Consider the following 17297-nt stretch of genomic DNA (forward strand, 5'->3'; position numbering starts at 1 on the left):
TCTCCCTCACGATGCGCCGGCGAGGTCTGCCAGCACGTCCACCGCCAGGCGGCGATCGATCTCGCGCCGTTCCGTCAGCGCCCGCCGGTCGAGCGCCGCGACGACCCGGCGCGCCGCTTCCGCCGACCGCTCCATATGCGAGACGAGATACTGCACGACGCCCGGACCTGCATGCAATTGCCTGTCGGCCAGCTGCTTCAGGATGATCGAGCCCAGCAACTCGTCGTCGGGCGGCGCTACGGCGACGGCCGGCGCGGCGCGCAGCCGCGAGGCGAGGTCCGGCAAGGCGATCGACCAGCGGGCGGGCGGCTCGGCGGAAATCAGCAGGAGGTACCCGCCCCGCTCGCGCACGAGGTTGTAGAGATGGAAGAGGCCGCGCTCGGGCGCCCGTTCCGCCTCCTCGATCACGATCGCGGGCGAGGTCGCCGCAAGGTCGGTTAGGTCGGCGACGCTCTTGCCGCCGAGGTCGGCGCCCGACATGACCGCCGCGCTGCTGCGCGCCGCCCAGATGCGGCCGAGATGGGTCTTGCCGCATCCGGTGGGCCCATTCAGCGACAGGGCCGGCGCCGGCCAATCCGGCCAGCGGTCGATCCAGGCCAGGGCCTCGCGGTTTCCGTCGGCCACGACGAAATCCCCCCGCGCATAGGTCGGCGGCGGCAGCGCGAGATCCAGGGTGAGCTGGTTTGACATCGGCCGGCTCAACCCGGGGCACTGCCGCGATAGAGATCGCTCTCGCGATAGCGCGCGATGAAGTGGCGCACGATCACGCCGAGCACCGCCGCTACAGGCACGGCGATGAGCACGCCGGTGAAGCCGAACAACGAGCCGCCGGCCAGCAGCGCGAACATGATCCAGACCGGGTGCAGGCCGACGCGGTCGCCGACCAGCTTGGGCGAGAGGAAATTGCCTTCCACGATCTGGCCGACCAGGAACACCGCCGCGACCTTGACGACGCCGATCCAGTCCGGCGGGAACTGTGCCAGCGCCATGCCGAGCGCCATGACCCCTCCCACGAAGGTGCCGACGAAGGGAATGAACGAGATCGCACCGGCAATCAGGCCGATGACCAGGCCGAACTGCAGCCCCACCAGAGTGAGGGCGATGCCATAGAAGGAGCCGAGCGTCAGGCAGACGAGTGCCTGGCCGCGCACATAGCCCGCGATGGCGGCGTTCGATTCGCGGGTGAGCTTGCGGATCGTGTCGGCATGGTCGAGCGGCAGCGTGCTGTCGATGGCGGCCAGCACCTTCTCCCAGTCGCGCAGCATGTAGAACGTCACGACGGGCGTGATGAACAGCAGGCCCAGCAGGTTGATGATCGCCACGCCGCGTTCGGCCAGCGCGCCGGCGATTCCGCCAGCAAAGGCGAGCCCCTTCCCGGCCCACTGTGTCGCCTGGGATTGCAGGTCGTGGACGCTGAGCGGGTCGAGGCCAAGCCTGTCGCGCAGCGGTTCGATCAAAGGCTGGATGCGGCTCAGGGCCTTCATCACATAGTCGGGCGCGTTGGTGATCAGCGACTGTACCTGCCCGAAGAGAGGCGGCAGGATCGCCATCACCACGCCGACGCTGACGAGGACCGCCACGATCGTCACCAGCGTGGTTGCCATGGTCCGCGACAGGCGCGCCCGCTGCAGCCGCGCCACGACCGGGTCGAGGAAATAGGCCACCACCATGCCGACGACGAAGGGCAGCAGGATGTCGTTCAGCAGCCACAGCAACACCAGGAAGGTCGCGGCCGCCGCGACCCAGAAGATCCAGCGCCCCGTCGTGAGGGTTTGCCCCATCGATCAGACTCCCTGATGCGCGCCTAACGCGCCTGCAATTGCCACCGGCCCGCGTCCTGGGACAGGTTCAGGCCCGCCTGCGCCAGCAGGCGCTGCAGCTCCTCGGGCGAGCCGAAATAGTCGAGCTTCAGGTCGGCGCGATCGGCTTCGAGTGTCTTCACCGTCACGGACTTCACGGCCGGGATGGCGCCCAGGCGCTGACGCACCTGCACCCAGTCACTCAGCGTGCGGATCGGCACGACGACGTCCAGCGAGTCCTGCGAGTCGCGCCGTATGGTGCCGATGCTGCGCCAATCCTGGTCGGCCCGGCCGTGGATCGCCTTCACCGCCGCCGGCAGATCGGCCGCGCTGGCGACGGGCATGCGCGGGATCTCGCTGCGCGCGCCGGTCTGCGTGTCGTAGCGCATGCCGCCGACCGTGAGCGCGCCGCTGGCCTTGTCGCCCTCGACCGTGGCCACGATGATCGTCGGCGCCCGGTAGCGTTCGTTGAGCCGCGCCAGCGCCGAGACGTCGCCGACATAGGCCTGCTCCGCCGACAGGGCGTTCTGGTCGGGCGGGTCGCCGCGCAGCAGCGTAACCGGCACCGCGCTGCCGGCGCTGTCGAGCTGCTGCCAGGCCTCGCGCCACGCATTGCGGTCGTTGAGCGGCTCTAGGCCGGCCGGACCTTTCCACAGCGGGATCACCAGGGCCGGCCGGGACACGGTCTCGACCATCTTCGCTCCGGCTCCGCTCAGGTACGATTTCACCGCATCGGGAGCGAAAACGACGTTCAACGTGGCGGCGTAGCGGCCGGGCGAGGGCCGCTCGCGCACGAATTCGACCCCGCGCACCATGTTCTCGAGCTGCACATCGTCTATCTGCGGCAACCGCGCACGATCCTCCGCCGAGACCATACGGTTCACGAGGAGGCCGAACGCCTTGCGCCGTGCCTCGCGAATCCCCTGCTGGCGGGCCTGCACGGCATCCGGGCCGCTGACATCGACTTCGACGCCCGTCACGTCGTAACCCGTGCCCCCAGGAGATTGGGCCGGAGACTGCGCCAGGGCGACGTTGGCGGCGAGGACCGCCAGGAGCACGGCAGCAATCGTGGAAAAGACGCGGCCTATCGGCATTGCGGGGGTCCGGTTTTTGGTTATGTTCGCGACGTCTTATCTAGCATGAATGAGCCCGGCTTGAAGCCTGACGCCCCCGGCCACAATCGGCCCCCCCTCACCTACAAGGACGCCGGCGTCGACATCGATGCGGGCGACGACCTCGTCGAGCACATCAAGCCGCTGGCCAAGAGCACCAACCGCCCCGGCGTGATGGGTGGGCTGGGCGGCTTCGGCGGCCTGTTCGACCTCAAGGCGGCGGGCTTCACCGACCCGATCCTGGTCTCCGGCACCGACGGTGTCGGCACCAAGCTCAAGGTCGCGATCGAGGCCGCCGTGCCCGACACGGTCGGCATCGACCTGGTGGCGATGTGCGTCAACGACATCGTGGTGCAGGGCGCCGAGCCGCTGTTCTTCCTCGACTACTATGCCAGCGGCCGTCTCGACGTCGATGTCGGCCGCCGCCTCATGGCCGGCATTGCCGAAGGCTGCCGCCGCGCGGGCTGCGCCCTCGTGGGCGGCGAAACCGCCGAGATGCCCGGCATGTATGTCGATGGCGACTACGATCTCGCCGGCTTTTCCGTCGGCGCTGCCGAGCGCGATGCGCTGTTGCCGCGCCCCGATATCGCCGTGGGCGACGTGGTGCTGGGCCTCGCCTCGACCGGCCCGCATTCCAACGGCTATTCGCTGGTGCGCCGCATCGTCGAGCGCAGCGGCCTGAAATACACCGACCGCGCCCCCTTCGCCGACGCGACCCTGGGCGAGGCGCTGCTCGAGCCAACCCGCATCTACGTGAAGCAGCTCCTTCAGGCCATTCGCTCGACCGGGGCGATCAAGGGACTGGCCCACATCACCGGCGGCGGCCTGCCCGGCAACGTGCCGCGCTGCCTGCCCGACGGGCTGCGCGCGCGCCTCGATGCGCGCACCTGGACGGCGCCGCGCGTCTTTCACTGGCTGCAGCAGGTCGGCCAGGTGCCGACCGACGACATGCTGCGCACCTTCAACTGTGGCCTGGGCATGATCGTCGTGACGGCGAAGGACGATGCCGCGCGCGTGGCCAAGGCCCTGACCGATGCCGGCGAAAGCGTGAGCGAGATCGGCGTGATCGAAAAGGCGCCGACCGAAGAGGCCGACTGCGTCGTCGACCATGCCGACACCCTATGGCCAAGCTGAAGGTCGGGGTTCTCATCTCCGGCCGCGGCAGCAACCTCGCCGCCTTGATCGAAGCGGCACGGGCTGCGGACTATCCCGCTGAAATCGCCTGCGTGGTGAGCAACAAGGAAGATGCGCCGGGGCTCGCCATTGCCGCCGCGGCCGGTGTCCCGACGGCCGTCGTCTCGCATCGCGACCATCCCGATCGCGAGAGCTTCGATCGCGCCGTCTCGGCCGAACTCGAGCGCCACGACATCGAGCTGGTCGTGCTGGCCGGCTTCATGCGCATCTTCAGCCCGTGGTTTCCGACCCGCTGGGCGAACCGGCTGATCAATATCCACCCGTCGCTGTTGCCGGCCTTCAAGGGCATCCATGTGCAGCGGCAGGCACTCGAAGCCGGCGTCCGCGTGAGCGGCTGCACCGCCCACCTGGTCATCCCGGACCTCGACTCCGGCCCCATCATCGCGCAGGCGGCGGTGCCGGTGCTGGCCGGCGACACCGAGGAGACGCTCTCCGCCCGCATCCTGCGCCAGGAACATCGGCTCTATCCGCTGGTGGTACGCTGGTTCGCCGAGGGGCGCGTCTCGATCGACGGTGACCGGGTCGCCGTGAAGGGCGTGGCATGCGACGCCGCGCTCCTCTTTTCCCCAGAACCCTAGTCCGATATAAGACCGCAACGATTTTACGCGGGGACGAGATATGGCTGAAGCGAAGGACGACTATCCGGCTCACCTGGCCACCTACACCGCCTTCAACAAGCTGGTGACGTTCGGCATCCTCTGGATCGTCCTGCTGCTGGTCGCCATGGCGATCGGCCTGATCGCCCACCTGCCGCTGCTGGGCATCGTGCTGGGCGTCGGCGGCTCGATCGCCCTCCTGATCGGTTTTGCCATCCTGGGCTGACGCTCCGGAGCAGACCGCCCAAAAGAAAAGCGGCCCTTTCGGGCCGCTTTTTTCGTGTCGGAGAGACCCGGCTTCAGCCGACGATCTCGGAGCCCGCGAAGAAGTAGGCGATCTCGATCGCGGCGTTCTCGGGCGAGTCCGAGCCGTGCACCGAGTTGGCCTCGATCGACTCGGCGAAGTCCTTGCGGATCGTGCCGGCATCGGCATTGGCCGGGTTGGTGGCGCCCATGATCTCGCGGTTCTTGGCGACGGCGTTCTCGCCTTCCAGGACCTGGACCACGACCGGGCCCGACGTCATGAAAGTGCAAAGTTCGCCAAAGAACGGACGGGCCTTGTGCACGCCGTAGAACTCCTCGGCCTGCTGGCGGCTCATCTGGATGCGCTTCTGGGCGACGATGCGCAGGCCCTTCTCCTCGAAGCGGGCATTGATCTTGCCGGTCAGGTTCCGGCGGGTCGCGTCCGGCTTGAGGATCGAGAAAGTACGTTCGACGGCCATGAATTCCCTCGTGGAGGCAGTGATTTCAGCGCTTGGGCGCGCCTTATAGACGCGGGGTTTGGACCCGGCAAGCGCGGCCAATGAGCTTGGTTTGCGGCCAAATCGCATGGTAAATGCCCGCCGCCCATGCTCCACATCAATGACATCTCCTTTCGCCACGGCGAGCGTGTGCTCTTCGACCGCGCCTCAGCGGCCTTCTCCGACGGCTGGAAGGTCGGCCTGGTCGGCCGCAACGGCGCCGGCAAGTCCACCCTGCTGCGCCTGATCCAGCGACAGATCGAAGCCGATAGCGGCGAGATCAACCTGATGGGCCGCACCCGCATCGGCTCGGTACCGCAGGATCCGCCCGGCGGCGACATCACGGTGCTGGACGCCGTGCTGGCGGCCGACGTGGAGCGCAGTTCCCTGCTGGCCGAGGACGCGACCTGCCAGGACGGCGTGCGGCTTGCCGAGATTCATGCACGGCTCGATGAGATTGGGGCGGCGGCCGCGCCGTCGCGCGCCGCTTCGATCCTGAACGGCCTGGGCTTCGACAACGCAAAGCAGTCCCGCCCCTGCGGCGAGTTCTCCGGCGGCTGGCGCATGCGCGTGGCCCTGGCCGGCACGCTGTTCAGCGACCCCGATCTGCTGATCCTCGACGAGCCGTCGAACCATCTCGACGTCGAAGCGATGATGTGGCTCACCGAGCATCTGAAGCGCTTCCGCAACACGGTGCTGATGGTCAGCCACGACCGCGACCTGCTGAACGACGTGTGCGACCACATCGTGCACATCGACCAGCAGAAGCTGGTGCCCTACACCGGCAACTACGATTTCTTCGAGCGCACCCGCGCCGAGCGCCTCGCCAACGACGCCGCGCAGCAGGCCAAGGTCGCCGCCCAGCGCAAGCACATGCAGGCCTTCGTCGACCGCTTCAAGGCCAAGGCCAGCAAGGCGCGCCAGGCACAGTCGCGCATGAAGATGATCGAGAAGCTCGGGCCCGTCGCCTCGGTGCCGATCGACGAGCGCATCTCGTTCAACTTCCCCTCGCCCGAGATCCTCGCCTCACCGATCGAGACGCTGGACGAGGTCTCCGTCGGCTATCCCGACGGGCCGCTGGTGCTGCGCAACCTCGACCTGCGCATCGACATGGAAGACCGCATCGCGCTGCTCGGCCAGAACGGCAACGGCAAGTCGACCTTCATCCGCCTGATCTCGCAGCGGCTGGAGCCGCGTGAAGGCCAGCTGAAGAAGGCGCCGAAGCTTCGCGTCGGCTACTTCTCGCAGGACCAGGAAGAAAGCCTCGACTTCGAGGCGACGCCGTACGACCACATGGCCCGCGCGCTCGGGCCCGGTGCCGGTGAGGCCAAGGTGCGCGCCCAGCTCGGCCGCTTCGGCTTCTCGCGCGATCGCGCCAACCTCAAGATTGGCGTGATGTCGGGCGGCGAGAAGACTCGCCTGCTCCTCGCCTTGGCCACCCGCACCGCGCCGCACATGCTGCTGCTCGACGAGCCGACCAACCATCTCGACATGGATGCGCGCGCCTCTCTGGTCGACGCGATCAACGATTTCGAGGGCGCGGTCGTGCTGGTGAGCCACGACACGCATCTGGTGAAGATGGTCGCCGACACCCTCTGGGTCGTCCAGGGCGGCACGGTCGCGCCGTTCGATGGCGACATCGACGACTACCAGACCAAGCTGCTGAAGGAGCGCGGCAGCCGGCCGCCCAAGGCCGAGAAGCCAGCCGACGCGGGCAGCAAGAAGGACCAGCGCAAGGCTGCCGCCGACAACCGGACCAACAAGGCCCCGCTCAAGAAGGCCGTCGACAGCGCCGAGAAGATGCTGGCACGTCTCACCGAGCAGATGAATGGCGTGCTGGCCAAGCTGGCCGACCCGAAGATCTATTCCGGCCCCGGCAGTGTCGTGACCGACCTGCAGAAGGAAAAGGCGCGGCTCGAACGCGAAGTCGCCAATGCCGAGAAGCGCTGGCTGGCTGCCCAGGAAGCGCTGGAAGCCGCCGCCTGACGCCTATTCGGCGACGGCCGGATAGGCCGGCTTCGGCGCGCTGCTGTTTCGGATCAGCATCACCAGGCCGGAATTGACGGTGTAGAGGCCGATCGCGATCCAGAAGATCACCGTCGGCAGGCCCATGTTCATCAGGACGCCGAACAACGGCGGGGCCACGAACGAGCCGATGTCGAGTCCCGAATAGACGAAGCCGAAGACCTTTCCGGACGCGCCCGGCGGCGTGGCGTTGCGCACGATCATGTCGCGCGACGGGTTGGTGATTCCACCCGCCGCTCCCGCGAGCGCCAGCAGGATCGGCAGCAGGGCCGGCGACACGGCCTGCGTGGCGATCGGCACCGTGAGGCAGGCCGCGGCCAGCAGGCCGAACGATGCGACGAGGTCGTGCCGACGCACGCGGTCGGCAAAGTAGCCGCCGACCAGGATGCCGCTCGCCGAGCCGACGATGAACACGATCAGGCAGAAGGCGGCGTAGTTCTCGGTGACGCCGAACATGCTGCTCCAGGCCGGCACCGCGAACTGCTGGATGCCGATGGTATTGGCCGCAATCAGTGCGAAATAGAGAAGGCAAATCAGCAGCGCAGGCTGCAGGAAAAGCGCCAGCCCGGGCTTGGCGCCGTGCTGCGCGGCCGCAGCCCGCACCTTGACGCGATGATCGACCAGTTGCTCGCGGTGGGTCAGCACCAGGCCCGACAGGATGAGACCGGGCAGCGCGCCGATCAGGGCAGCGCCGACCCAGCCGAACAGGCTGTCGAGGAAGTACATCACCGGTGCTGCCGCCCAGCCCAGCGATCCGCCGAGCCCGTGAATGCTGAAGGCGCGGCCGAGGCGGTTCTGGTTCACCGACGAATTGAGCAGCGCGAAGTCGGCCGGATGAAAGACCGAGTTGCCCAACCCTGCGAACACTGCGATGCAGGCGAAGCCCACGAAGGAATGCGCGAAAGAGATCGCGGCAAGGCCGAGACCGACCACGAAGAGCCCGCCCGCAAGGATAGGTCGTGCGCCAAAGCGATCGACCGCGAAGCCGGCGGCCGTCTGCGCGAGACCCGAAACACCGTAGAAGATACCGGCGAGCAGGCCGACATCGGAATAGCTGAGCCCCACCTCTTGCCGAACGATCAGCAGCATCGTCGCGAAGGAGAGCTGGTAGAAGTGGCTGGCACCGTGGGCGACGCCGATCAGGCTGATCACCCGGAAATCATGTTGAAGCGGCGCGACAGTTGCAGCGGACATGAACACCTCGTCATGCCGATCATAGGCGATCCGCATCGCGAACGTCCGCGGAAATGCGCGGGGGAGCCATGCGCACGTGATGACGCGCTGCGACAGCCCTTGTAGTGTCCCCGCCGGCAAGAGGGAGAAACGCATCATGAAGCGCTGGAAGCATCGCCCCGAAGGATCGACCTGGGGCGATTGGGGCGACGACGATCAGCTCGGCCGCCTGAACCTGATCACCCCGAAGAAGGTGCTCGAAGGCATCGCCGAGGTGAAGGAAGGGATTTCGTTCTGCTTGAGCCTGCCGCTCGACTTTCCCGGCGGCAACGTCCTCAATTCCCGCCGCCTCCCACCGGTCCTCTCGCCGACCGGCGACGAGAATGGCTGGCGCTTCAACTTCCTGACCAACAGCATCAACCCGCTGTTCGTGGATGTGGCCAGCGACGACCGCGTGATCCTGACGCTGCAGTATTCGACGCAATGGGACACGCTGGCCCATGTGGGCGGCCTGTTCGATGCCGACGGCGACGGCGTGCCCGAGCCGCTCTACTACAACGGCTTCAAGCCCGGCACCGACGTGGTCGGCCCGCAACCCGATGCCGGTCGCGACGGTTGCGGCCATCTCTCCTACGCCCACAAGCTCGGCGTCGAGAACATGGCGGCCAAGGCGATCCAGGGCCGCGCGGTGCTGGTCGATCTCGAGAAGCACTATGGCCGCGACCACAAGTACGTGAACTATGACGACTTCAAGCGCGTGCTCGATGCCGACAAGGTGGTCGCGGAGCCCGGCGACATGCTGCTGCTGTACACGGGCTTCACCGACGAGATCGTGAAGATGAACAAGAACGTCGACCCGGCGCGCGCGCACGCGATGTGCTGCGTGCTCGACGGCCGCGACAAGCGCCTGCTGCAGTGGCTCACCGACAGCCAGATATCGGCGCTGATCGCCGATAATTACGGCGTCGAAGCCGTGCCGGCCAAGCCCGGCCCCGAGAATGCCGAGCATCCCTCGCTGCCGATCCACAATCACTGCCTGTTCAAGCTGGGACTTAATCTCGGCGAGATCTGGTGGCTGAAGGACCTGGCGCTATGGCTGCGCGACAAGAAGCGCTCGCGCTTCCTGCTGACCGCACCGCCGCTGCGCCTGCCGGGCGCCGTCGGCTCGCCCGCCACGCCCGTCGCCACGGTCTGAGTCCGGTCATCGCGATGTCGTTCCTGGCGTTCGTCGCCCGAGGGCTGAAGGCGGAACGGTTCGCGCTGCTGGACATCGGCTGCTCCGGCGGCCTCGATCCGAAATGGCGCGCCTTCGGCGACAGGCTGAAGGCGCTCGGCATCGACGCCAGCGACGGCGAATGCAAGCGTCTTGCCGCGGCCGAGAAGAATCCCGAGGTCTCCTACGTGGCGGCCTTCGTGAGCCCGAGCGCCGACAAGCCGATCGACCTGTCGGCCGGTCCCGCCGCGCCGCTGATCATGAAGATGCGCGACCGCATGAGCTTCATGCGCACGCGCGAGATCCGCGACGCCAAGCTTCAGACCGCATCGACCGAGGAGCAGTTGCGGCACAATGCCTGGGAACTGACCGGGCTCGCCGATCCGACGAAGCCGGTGGTCGTGCCCGACCTTCTGGCCGAGCGCGGCTGGACCGATCTCGACTATATGAAGATCGATACCGACGGCATCGACTGGCAGATCCTGCAGAGCTTCGAGGGACGCCTGCCGGCGAACCTGCTGGCCGTTCAGATGGAAGTGAACTTCGTAGGCGACGGCGCCGCCGACGAGCACTCCTTCCACAACACCGACCGCTTCATGCGCCGTCACGGCTTCGACCTGTTCCGGCTCGACGTCCGCAACTATTCCTCGCGCGCCCTGCCCGCGCGCTACATCTGGCCGACCCCGGCCGAGACACATTCCGGCCGCCCCTTCCAGGGCGAGGCCTACTACGCGCTCGATCTGCTCGGCCCCAGTGGCGCGGCGAGGCTTGCAGGCCTCAGCGCCGAGAAGGTGGCGAAGTTGGCCGCGATCCTGTCGGCCTGGGACGTGCCCGATGCCGCCGCCGAACTCCTGCTCGGCTGCCGCGACAGGCTGAAGCCGGTCATCGATGTCGACCGCGGCCTCGACCAGCTCGCCGCCCAGGCCCAGGGAGATCGCGCCCGGCCGCTCGACTATCGAAGCTATATGGCGAGGTTCGAATCCGACCCGCCGGACTTCTACCGTCCCGAAGGACCGATCCCGCTGCGCGAACGCCTCGCCGCCGCCTGGCGCGCCTATCTGAGGCCGCGCGACAGGCGTTAGCGGTGAAGACCATCAATGGAGCGCGCAACTCCAGTTGCGCTCATATCTTGCTGACCGACGAAGCTTGAGCGCAACTGGAGTTGCGCGCTCCATTGAGACGACTACGCCTTCTTCTCCCAGCCGCCCGTGTCGGTCTGCTGCCAGTAGGCCACCGCATGACCCGCGGTCTTGTATTCCTTCCAGCGCTCGCGGGCGTCGGCGACGGCGGTGTCGTCACGGCCATCGAACAGCTCGAAGCAGCGCTTGTAGTCGCCGACCTTCTCCGACTTCGCGCGGTCGGCCACGAAGAGGAACGCCGCACCGTTCGGATTCTCGTCGAGGTGCGTCAGCCAGACCGGTTGGCGGTCGGCTTCGCCGTCGCGTGCCGCGCCGTGTGGCAGGAAGCCGTTGGGATCGTAGGTCCAGAGATGGGTGTTCAAGGAGTCCACCCGCTCCGTCGATCCGAGCAGCACCACCGCCCGCTCGCCCGCCTGCAGGGTCTTGACCAGCAGGCGCGGCAGCGTGTCTTCCAGCGAGGACCGGGTCAGGTGATAGAAATTGACCTCGGTCGCCATCGGCGGATCAGCGCTCGTAGTTCTCGGCGATCAGCCGGTCGAGCAGGCGCACGCCGAAGGCCGTCGCGCCCTTGGGTGTGGTGACGTCGCCCTTGCCCCAGGCCACGCCCGCGATATCGATATGCGCCCAGGCGACGCCGTCCTGCACGAAGCGCTGCAGGAACTGAGCCGCCGTGATCGAGCCGCCGTCGCGGCCGCCGCCGACATTCCTCATGTCGGCGATCTCCGAATCGATCAGCTTGTCGTACTTGGGGCCCAGCGGCATGCGCCACAGCTTCTCGCCGATCCCCGAGCCCGCCGCGCGCAGGCGGTTGGAGAGCTGCGTGTTGTTGCAGAACAGGCCCGCCCGCTCATGGCCGAGCGCCACGATGATGGCGCCGGTCAGGGTCGACAGTTCGACCATCGCCTGCGGCTTGAACTTCTCCTGCGCGTACCACATGGCGTCGCACAAGATCAGGCGGCCTTCGGCGTCGGTGTTGATGACCTCGACCGTCTGGCCCGACATCGACTTCACGACGTCGCCCGGACGCTGGGCATTGCCGTCGGGCATGTTCTCGACGAGGGCGCATACGGCCACGACGTTCGCCTTGGCCTTGCGGCCGGCGATCAGGCTCATGGCCCCCGTAACGGCGCCGGCACCGCCCATGTCCCACTTCATGTCTTCCATGCCGGCCGCCGGCTTCAGCGAGATGCCACCGGTGTCGAAGCACACGCCCTTGCCGATCAGCGCCACCGGCGCCTGGCCCTTGGGTCCGTTCATCCAGGTCATGACCAGGAGCTGCGAGTCGCGCCCGCTGCCCTGCCCGACGGCCAGCAGCGTCTCCATGCCGAGTTCCCTCATCTCGGCCTCGCCCAGGATCTCCACCTTCACGCCGAGCTTGGTGAGCTCCTCGGCGCGGCGGGCGAACTCGACCGGATAGAGAACGTTCGGCGGCTCGCTCACCAGGTCGCGCGTGAGGAACACGGCGTCGACCACCGGCTCGAGCTGGGCATAGGCCTTCCGCGCGTCGGCGGGACCGGCCAGGACGATGGTGAGCTGCTGGAGCGAGAGCTTCTGCTCGGGCTTGTCCTTGGTCTTGTACTTGTCGAAGCGATAGGAACGCAGCCGGACGCCCAGCGCGATGTGGGCCGCGATCTGCGCCGGCGACAGCCGGCTGCCCTTCACCGGGTCGATGACGACCGTCACGGCGGTGTGGCCGGCGGCATTGGCTTCGGCCGCGATCACGCCGCCCAGCCCCTCGGCCGCACGGGCGTCCAGTTCCTTCCCTTTGCCAACCCCCAGTAGCAGAAGGCGTGCAATATCGCCTGTATGGCCCAGGACGGTCAGGGTCTGCCCCTTGGCGCCCGTAAACCGGCCTCCCTCGAATGCCCGGGTGATAGCCCCTCCGGCGGTGGCATCGACGGACTGGGCGGTCGCCAAGAGTTGCTTGTCGGCACCGACAAAGACCGCAACATTGCCCGCAAACGCCTTCGGAAAGGCCGAAAATTCCACTTTCATCCAGTTCCCCTGCGCCTAGCGCTTGATCGGACTGGATTTTTCGCCCCTGCGACGGGTGCGCGCAAGCGGTGTTTGCCCTCCACAACCCTGCAAAATCGAGGTGGCATCCGGTCGCTGGCACCAGTATCAGTACCGGCCCTCAAAACGGACATGGAAATGACCTCAGCAACTCTGCCTCGCGTCTCGGTCGTCGGTCTCGGCAAGCTCGGTGCCCCGCTCGCAGCCGTCCTCGCCAGCCGCGGCTTCACCGTCATCGGCCTGGATGTGAACAAGACGTTCGTCGATGCGATGAACGCCGGCAAGATGCCGATCGTCGAACCGCAGCTCAACGAGCTGATCGCCGCTAACAGGGAGCGCCTCACGGCGACCATGGACGCCAACGAGGCGATCCAGAAGAGCGACGCCAGCTTCGTGATCGTGCCGACCCCGTCGGACAGCACCGGCTTCTTCTCCAACCGTTTCGTCCTCCAGGCCATGGAGACGCTCGGCAAGGCCCTGAAGAACAAGAAGGGCTATCACATGGTCGTCATCACCAGCACGGTGATGCCCGGCACGACCGGCACCGAAATCCAGGCAGCCCTCGAAGCCGCGTCCGGCCGCAAGGTCGGGGCCGACCTCGGCCTTTGCTACAATCCGGAATTCATCGCGCTCGGCAGCGTCGTGCGCGACATGCTGTTCCCCGACTCGATCCTGATCGGCGAGAGCGACACCAAGGCCGGCGACATGCTGCAGACCATCTACCTGCAGATGTGCGAGAAGAAGCCGCCGGTGCAGCGCATGAACTTCGTTAACGCCGAGCTCACCAAGATCTCGGTGAACACCTACGTCACCACCAAGATCTCCTACGCCAACATGCTGGCCGACATCTGCGACCGCATCCCCGGCGCCGACGTCGACGCGGTGACCAAGGCGCTGGGCGCCGATACCCGCATCGGCGCGAAGTACCTCAAGGGCGCGATGGGCTATGGCGGCCCCTGCTTCCCGCGCGACAACGTCGCGTTCGCCGCTTTCGCCCGCAAGATCGGCGCCCGCGCCGACGTGGCCGAAGCGACGGACCGCATCAACAACTTCCAGGTCGAGCGCCTGTCGACCTTGGTCGCGAAGTTCGCCAAGGCCGGCACGCGCATCGCCATCCTCGGCCTCTCCTACAAGCCGCAGACCCCGGTGGTGGAAGAGAGCCACAGCGTGAAGCTCGCGGCCAAGCTCGCCGATGCGGGCTATGTCGTGACGGTGCACGATCCGCTGGCGCAGGACGCGGCGCTCGCCGTGCTGGGCGACAAGGTGGTCGGCGCCTCCTCGATCGAGGGCGCGGTGCGCGAATGCGACCTGCTGATCGTCGCGACCGGCTGGCCGGAATACAAGGAGATCGACCCGGCCTGGTGCAAGCGCGACGGCCAGCGCCTGACGGTGCTCGACCTGTGGCGCACCCTGCCCGCCGACAAGTTCGACGCGGTTGCGGACCTGCTGTATCTCGGCTCCGGCCGCTAGAGACTACCCAGACACGCATCCGATGAGGAAGCCCGCCACGTGCGGGCTTTTTCATGTCTACGCCCGGATCATCTTAAATCGCACGCCGTCCGCGGAAGCGAAGCACCTTGCCGCGAAGGCTCGGGTCGATGCGCGGCAATCCCGCCAGGACCTGGCTGCAGAACGGGTTGATGTTGGCGCCGACATAGTCGGTGAACAGCGGCCAGAACTTGTTGTAGATCACGTTCACGCCGACGAAGCGGCGCGGCGTGCGCCGACCCGGCGGCCGTGTCTCCGCCTCCGTCGAGGTGGCCTGCCGGAAGAGCCTCTTCACCACCTTGAGGCGCTTGTTATCCAGCGGACCGGCCTGCCGTCCGATGCGGATCGGCTCGTCGGGACTCTGCGTCGCCAGGCCGAACTCGAAAATGAACATCTCCGCCCTCGGCAGCAGCGCTTCGAAGGCGCCCCTTTCCAGCCCCTCCAGGCCCGACGGAAGCCCTTCGCACTCGTCCGGCACCAGGACCGGACCGGTGAATCCCATGGCCCGCCAGGTCGTCAGGAAGCGCTCGACGAACTCAGCCCGCGTTCCGACGATCATCACCGCCGTCGAGCGCGGATAGGTCAGCATCTGATCGGCCACGAAGGGCAGCGTGTGGTCGATATCGTAGGTCAGGTCGTCGTAGAGGAACCATTCGAGGCTGGTCGACGTGTACGGCACCGTGGCCGGCTTCAGGGCCGCATCGAGACCGGCGGTGAAGCGCTGGTAGGACGTCTCGCGGTCGAGCCGCACCTCCTCGATCTCGACGTCGGGCCAGCCCCAAGTGTCGGCCTGCGCCGGCACATAGGGGGTCGACACGTTCCAGATATACTGGTCCTGGTCGTTCATCCGGGTCTGGCGGCCCTTGTTGTTGGCCGCGGCGACGCGGGTATGATCGCAGTGATAGCCGAACAGCTTGTCGATCAGCGTATCGACCCGCCCGCGATAGAGCGCGAGACGGGCGGCGAGATTCGAATCGCAATGCCAGCCCAGCAGCATCGATTCGTCGAAGCCATGGATGGCGAACATGTCCTCGCGCAGGGCCGCCTGGAAGTCGCCCAGGGCGTCGTATTTCATGGGCATGAAATTATGGACGACCTGATTCAGGTGATAACGCACCGACCAGTCGCGAAGCTTGGCGAGGTTGCCAGCGGGATCGCGGCGGTCGAAGGCCGCCTCCCACAGCATCTCCGGCAGCTCGAAGCGCGGGATCTGGTAGAAGCCGTCCGGAATGGAGCCCAGGATATCGCTGAGCGATTCGCCCTCGGTGCGCGACACCAGAAGCATGTCGGTGTTCGTATAGAGGATCCACCGGTTCTTCGGATTCGAGCGGCGCAAGGCGACGTTGCGTGACTGGGCTTCCAGCGCAACCAGGTGGGTCTTCGACTTCAGATGCGCATGCTGCTCGGGGCGAATCCGCAGGATTCGAATGACCTTCTTGGCCTTCTCGGTCAGCGTGTCGTGAATCGCCTCGGGAAACGTCGGATGATCGTCGGGCGTGTTGTAGTCGACGAAGAGAATCTCGTCGTCCGGATCCGACATCACTTCGGCGAGGGCATTGAAGCTGATGGCTGCCCGCTTGTGCAGGTTGTAGCCGTGCGAGTCGTTGCGGCCGTAGATGATGACGGAAAACATGGGACCTCGCGTGACGGGGCGATCAGTCAGGAAGCAGAACGCGACAGCTCATTTCGGGCTGCTGCAGACTCGACAAGAGTCGGCATCCCCTGGTCGACCACCTGCTGCCAATATGAACGGGCGGCGGACCGATCGGTGGCATGGGCTGCGACGCCGAGCTGGAACAGCGCCTCGGTGCGGCGGCCGGCCGTGTCGGCCCGGGCAAGCACTTCCTCCCGGGAGACCGATCCCGACTGTGCCGCCAGCAGCGACGCGACCCAGGAATTGCCATCGACCGACTCCCCGTCGGAGGGAGGCCGTCCGAGCCGGAGCAATGAAGTGCGCAGGTAGAGGGTCCAGTAGGGATCGCGGCCGTTGTTCCTGACCATCGTTTCCAGGTGCGGCAGCGCCTGCTCATAGTCCGCCAGACGCAGGGCGACATAGGCACTGGCGGCGGGACGGCCGCCCAGCAGATCGAGCTGATGCCGCCAATCCGTGTTGGCCTGGTCGGCATGTCCCAGCGCCATATGCGCGATCCCGCGCGCGTTCAGTGACTCGGCGTCCTTCGGCCGCGCGGTGACGACCTTGTCGAGGGCTTCGATAGCGGCAGCGTACCGGCCCAGGGCGGACAGGGCTTCCCCCTTCAGCGCCAGGGCGTCCAGCGACTCGGGCTGAAGCTTCAGCGCGCGTTCGTAGTCGGCCAGCGCCAGCTCCGGCTGCCCGTCGGCAAGATAGGCGTTCCCGCGCGCGAGATGCGGCAGGGCGAACTTCCGGAGAGACTTCAGAACCCTCGTATAGGCGACGATCTCGGCGGTGTGCGCGCCCTGCTGGCGCATCACGAAATGCCGGTCGGGCGCGCCCGGCCGCCCTTCCTGCCGGAGCCTGCGGGCTTCGTCGTACCGGGCCGCCGCCGCGGCAACGTCGCCGCTCATGTCGAGCGCTTCGCCCTCGGCCTCGATCGCGTCCGAGAACGAGGGAGCAATCGCGGTCGCCTGCCGGAGCAGGCGGACGGCCGTCTCGCCATCGCCCATGCGAAAAAGAGCCGTCGCCCGCAGAAAGAGCTGTTCCGCTTCGTCCCCGTTGCGGCCGGGGACCCACTCATCGACCGGATGCCGTCGCCGCGTATTCAGCGCCCCTCGCAGGCTTCCCGACAGCCGCAACAACATCCCTGAGTTACTCACACGATTGCTCCT

General features: G+C 67.0%; 16 protein-coding genes. 7 read left to right on the top strand and 9 right to left on the bottom strand.

Features of this window, described 5'->3' with window-relative positions; all coding sequences use genetic code 11:
• Positions 1–6 precede the first annotated feature (6 nt).
• From AC1ROX_RS18495 to AC1ROX_RS18505, 3 genes are read right to left on the bottom strand one after another with little or no spacing between them, the layout of a single operon-like run.
• On the bottom strand, positions 7–690 hold the full coding sequence (locus AC1ROX_RS18495; RefSeq protein ID WP_493127771.1) for a P-loop NTPase family protein: 684 nt from the start codon (positions 688–690) through the stop codon (positions 7–9).
• A gap of 8 nt (positions 691–698) precedes the next feature.
• Positions 699–1781, bottom strand: coding sequence for an AI-2E family transporter (locus AC1ROX_RS18500; protein WP_493127772.1), 1083 nt, complete (start codon positions 1779–1781; stop codon positions 699–701).
• Between the two features lie 23 nt (positions 1782–1804).
• Positions 1805–2893 carry a hypothetical protein gene (locus AC1ROX_RS18505; protein WP_493127774.1) on the bottom strand — a complete coding sequence of 363 codons (1089 nt, stop codon included), beginning with the start codon at positions 2891–2893 and terminating at the stop codon, positions 1805–1807.
• A gap of 45 nt (positions 2894–2938) precedes the next feature.
• On the opposite strand from AC1ROX_RS18505, the gene purM reads away from it, so the two are divergent.
• The 3 genes from purM to AC1ROX_RS18520 are packed head-to-tail and all read left to right on the top strand — an operon-like array spanning position 2939 to position 4927.
• Complete coding sequence (gene purM / locus AC1ROX_RS18510) at positions 2939–4045, top strand: phosphoribosylformylglycinamidine cyclo-ligase (RefSeq protein WP_493127776.1); 1107 nt, start codon at positions 2939–2941, stop codon at positions 4043–4045.
• Entirely contained in the window at positions 4033–4683 is a 651-nt protein-coding gene (purN, locus tag AC1ROX_RS18515; protein WP_493127777.1) for a phosphoribosylglycinamide formyltransferase, read from the top strand. The genes purM and purN overlap by 13 nt, the downstream gene beginning before the upstream one ends.
• A 40-nt stretch (positions 4684–4723) precedes the next feature.
• A complete protein-coding gene (locus AC1ROX_RS18520; protein ID WP_493127779.1) occupies positions 4724–4927 on the top strand; it encodes an aa3-type cytochrome c oxidase subunit IV in 204 nt (67 codons plus the stop codon).
• 73 nt (positions 4928–5000) lie between these two features.
• Here the strand turns inward: AC1ROX_RS18520 and ndk are convergent, their stop codons facing one another.
• Positions 5001–5423, bottom strand: coding sequence for a nucleoside-diphosphate kinase (ndk, locus tag AC1ROX_RS18525; protein ID WP_298317428.1), 423 nt, complete (start codon positions 5421–5423; stop codon positions 5001–5003).
• A 126-nt stretch (positions 5424–5549) separates the two neighbouring features.
• Here ndk and AC1ROX_RS18530 point away from each other — a divergent pair, with 126 nt between their 5' ends.
• Positions 5550–7427 (top strand): ABC-F family ATP-binding cassette domain-containing protein, encoded by a 1878-nt coding sequence (locus AC1ROX_RS18530; protein WP_493127781.1) that lies wholly within the window; start codon positions 5550–5552, stop codon positions 7425–7427.
• Between the two features lie 3 nt (positions 7428–7430).
• On the opposite strand, the gene AC1ROX_RS18535 is transcribed toward AC1ROX_RS18530, so the two are convergent.
• Complete coding sequence (locus AC1ROX_RS18535; protein ID WP_493127783.1) at positions 7431–8660, bottom strand: MFS transporter; 1230 nt, start codon at positions 8658–8660, stop codon at positions 7431–7433.
• Between the two features lie 136 nt (positions 8661–8796).
• On the opposite strand from AC1ROX_RS18535, the gene AC1ROX_RS18540 reads away from it, so the two are divergent.
• Entirely contained in the window at positions 8797–9834 is a 1038-nt protein-coding gene (locus AC1ROX_RS18540; protein ID WP_493127785.1) for a cyclase family protein, read from the top strand.
• Between the two features lie 14 nt (positions 9835–9848).
• A complete protein-coding gene (locus AC1ROX_RS18545; RefSeq protein ID WP_493127787.1) occupies positions 9849–10934 on the top strand; it encodes a class I SAM-dependent methyltransferase in 1086 nt (361 codons plus the stop codon).
• 101 nt (positions 10935–11035) lie between these two features.
• Here the strand turns inward: AC1ROX_RS18545 and AC1ROX_RS18550 are convergent, their stop codons facing one another.
• Positions 11036–11488, bottom strand: coding sequence for a DNA polymerase III subunit chi (locus AC1ROX_RS18550; RefSeq protein ID WP_493127789.1), 453 nt, complete (start codon positions 11486–11488; stop codon positions 11036–11038).
• 7 nt (positions 11489–11495) lie between these two features.
• On the bottom strand, positions 11496–12986 hold the full coding sequence (locus AC1ROX_RS18555) for a leucyl aminopeptidase (protein ID WP_493127791.1): 1491 nt from the start codon (positions 12984–12986) through the stop codon (positions 11496–11498).
• Positions 12987–13142: 156 nt separating this feature from the next.
• On the opposite strand from AC1ROX_RS18555, the gene AC1ROX_RS18560 reads away from it, so the two are divergent.
• Positions 13143–14474, top strand: a complete 1332-nt coding sequence (locus AC1ROX_RS18560) for a UDP-glucose dehydrogenase family protein (protein ID WP_493127792.1) — start codon at positions 13143–13145, stop codon at positions 14472–14474.
• Between the two features lie 73 nt (positions 14475–14547).
• On the opposite strand, the gene AC1ROX_RS18565 is transcribed toward AC1ROX_RS18560, so the two are convergent.
• Positions 14548–16125 carry a hypothetical protein gene (locus tag AC1ROX_RS18565; RefSeq protein ID WP_493127794.1) on the bottom strand — a complete coding sequence of 526 codons (1578 nt, stop codon included), beginning with the start codon at positions 16123–16125 and terminating at the stop codon, positions 14548–14550.
• A 26-nt stretch (positions 16126–16151) separates the two neighbouring features.
• Entirely contained in the window at positions 16152–17270 is a 1119-nt protein-coding gene (locus AC1ROX_RS18570; RefSeq protein ID WP_493127796.1) for a tetratricopeptide repeat protein, read from the bottom strand.
• Between the last annotated feature and the right edge of the window lie 27 nt (positions 17271–17297).

The sequence above is a fragment of the Reyranella sp. GW821-FHT14A01 genome (genome assembly GCF_058803965.1).

Coding starts and splice junctions, on each gene's coding strand:
- AC1ROX_RS18505 (WP_493127774.1), bottom strand. CDS start 2,893: ATGCCGATAGGCCGCGTCTTTTCCACGATTGCTGCCGTGCTCCTGGCG.
- AC1ROX_RS18530 (WP_493127781.1), top strand. CDS start 5,550: ATGCTCCACATCAATGACATCTCCTTTCGCCACGGCGAGCGTGTGCTC.
- AC1ROX_RS18570 (WP_493127796.1), bottom strand. CDS start 17,270: ATGTTGTTGCGGCTGTCGGGAAGCCTGCGAGGGGCGCTGAATACGCGG.
- ndk (WP_298317428.1), bottom strand. CDS start 5,423: ATGGCCGTCGAACGTACTTTCTCGATCCTCAAGCCGGACGCGACCCGC.
- AC1ROX_RS18555 (WP_493127791.1), bottom strand. CDS start 12,986: ATGAAAGTGGAATTTTCGGCCTTTCCGAAGGCGTTTGCGGGCAATGTT.
- AC1ROX_RS18560 (WP_493127792.1), top strand. CDS start 13,143: ATGACCTCAGCAACTCTGCCTCGCGTCTCGGTCGTCGGTCTCGGCAAG.
- AC1ROX_RS18565 (WP_493127794.1), bottom strand. CDS start 16,125: ATGTTTTCCGTCATCATCTACGGCCGCAACGACTCGCACGGCTACAAC.
- AC1ROX_RS18535 (WP_493127783.1), bottom strand. CDS start 8,660: ATGTCCGCTGCAACTGTCGCGCCGCTTCAACATGATTTCCGGGTGATC.
- AC1ROX_RS18500 (WP_493127772.1), bottom strand. CDS start 1,781: ATGGGGCAAACCCTCACGACGGGGCGCTGGATCTTCTGGGTCGCGGCG.
- AC1ROX_RS18520 (WP_493127779.1), top strand. CDS start 4,724: ATGGCTGAAGCGAAGGACGACTATCCGGCTCACCTGGCCACCTACACC.
- purM (WP_493127776.1), top strand. CDS start 2,939: ATGAATGAGCCCGGCTTGAAGCCTGACGCCCCCGGCCACAATCGGCCC.
- AC1ROX_RS18545 (WP_493127787.1), top strand. CDS start 9,849: ATGTCGTTCCTGGCGTTCGTCGCCCGAGGGCTGAAGGCGGAACGGTTC.
- AC1ROX_RS18540 (WP_493127785.1), top strand. CDS start 8,797: ATGAAGCGCTGGAAGCATCGCCCCGAAGGATCGACCTGGGGCGATTGG.
- purN (WP_493127777.1), top strand. CDS start 4,033: ATGGCCAAGCTGAAGGTCGGGGTTCTCATCTCCGGCCGCGGCAGCAAC.
- AC1ROX_RS18550 (WP_493127789.1), bottom strand. CDS start 11,488: ATGGCGACCGAGGTCAATTTCTATCACCTGACCCGGTCCTCGCTGGAA.
- AC1ROX_RS18495 (WP_493127771.1), bottom strand. CDS start 690: ATGTCAAACCAGCTCACCCTGGATCTCGCGCTGCCGCCGCCGACCTAT.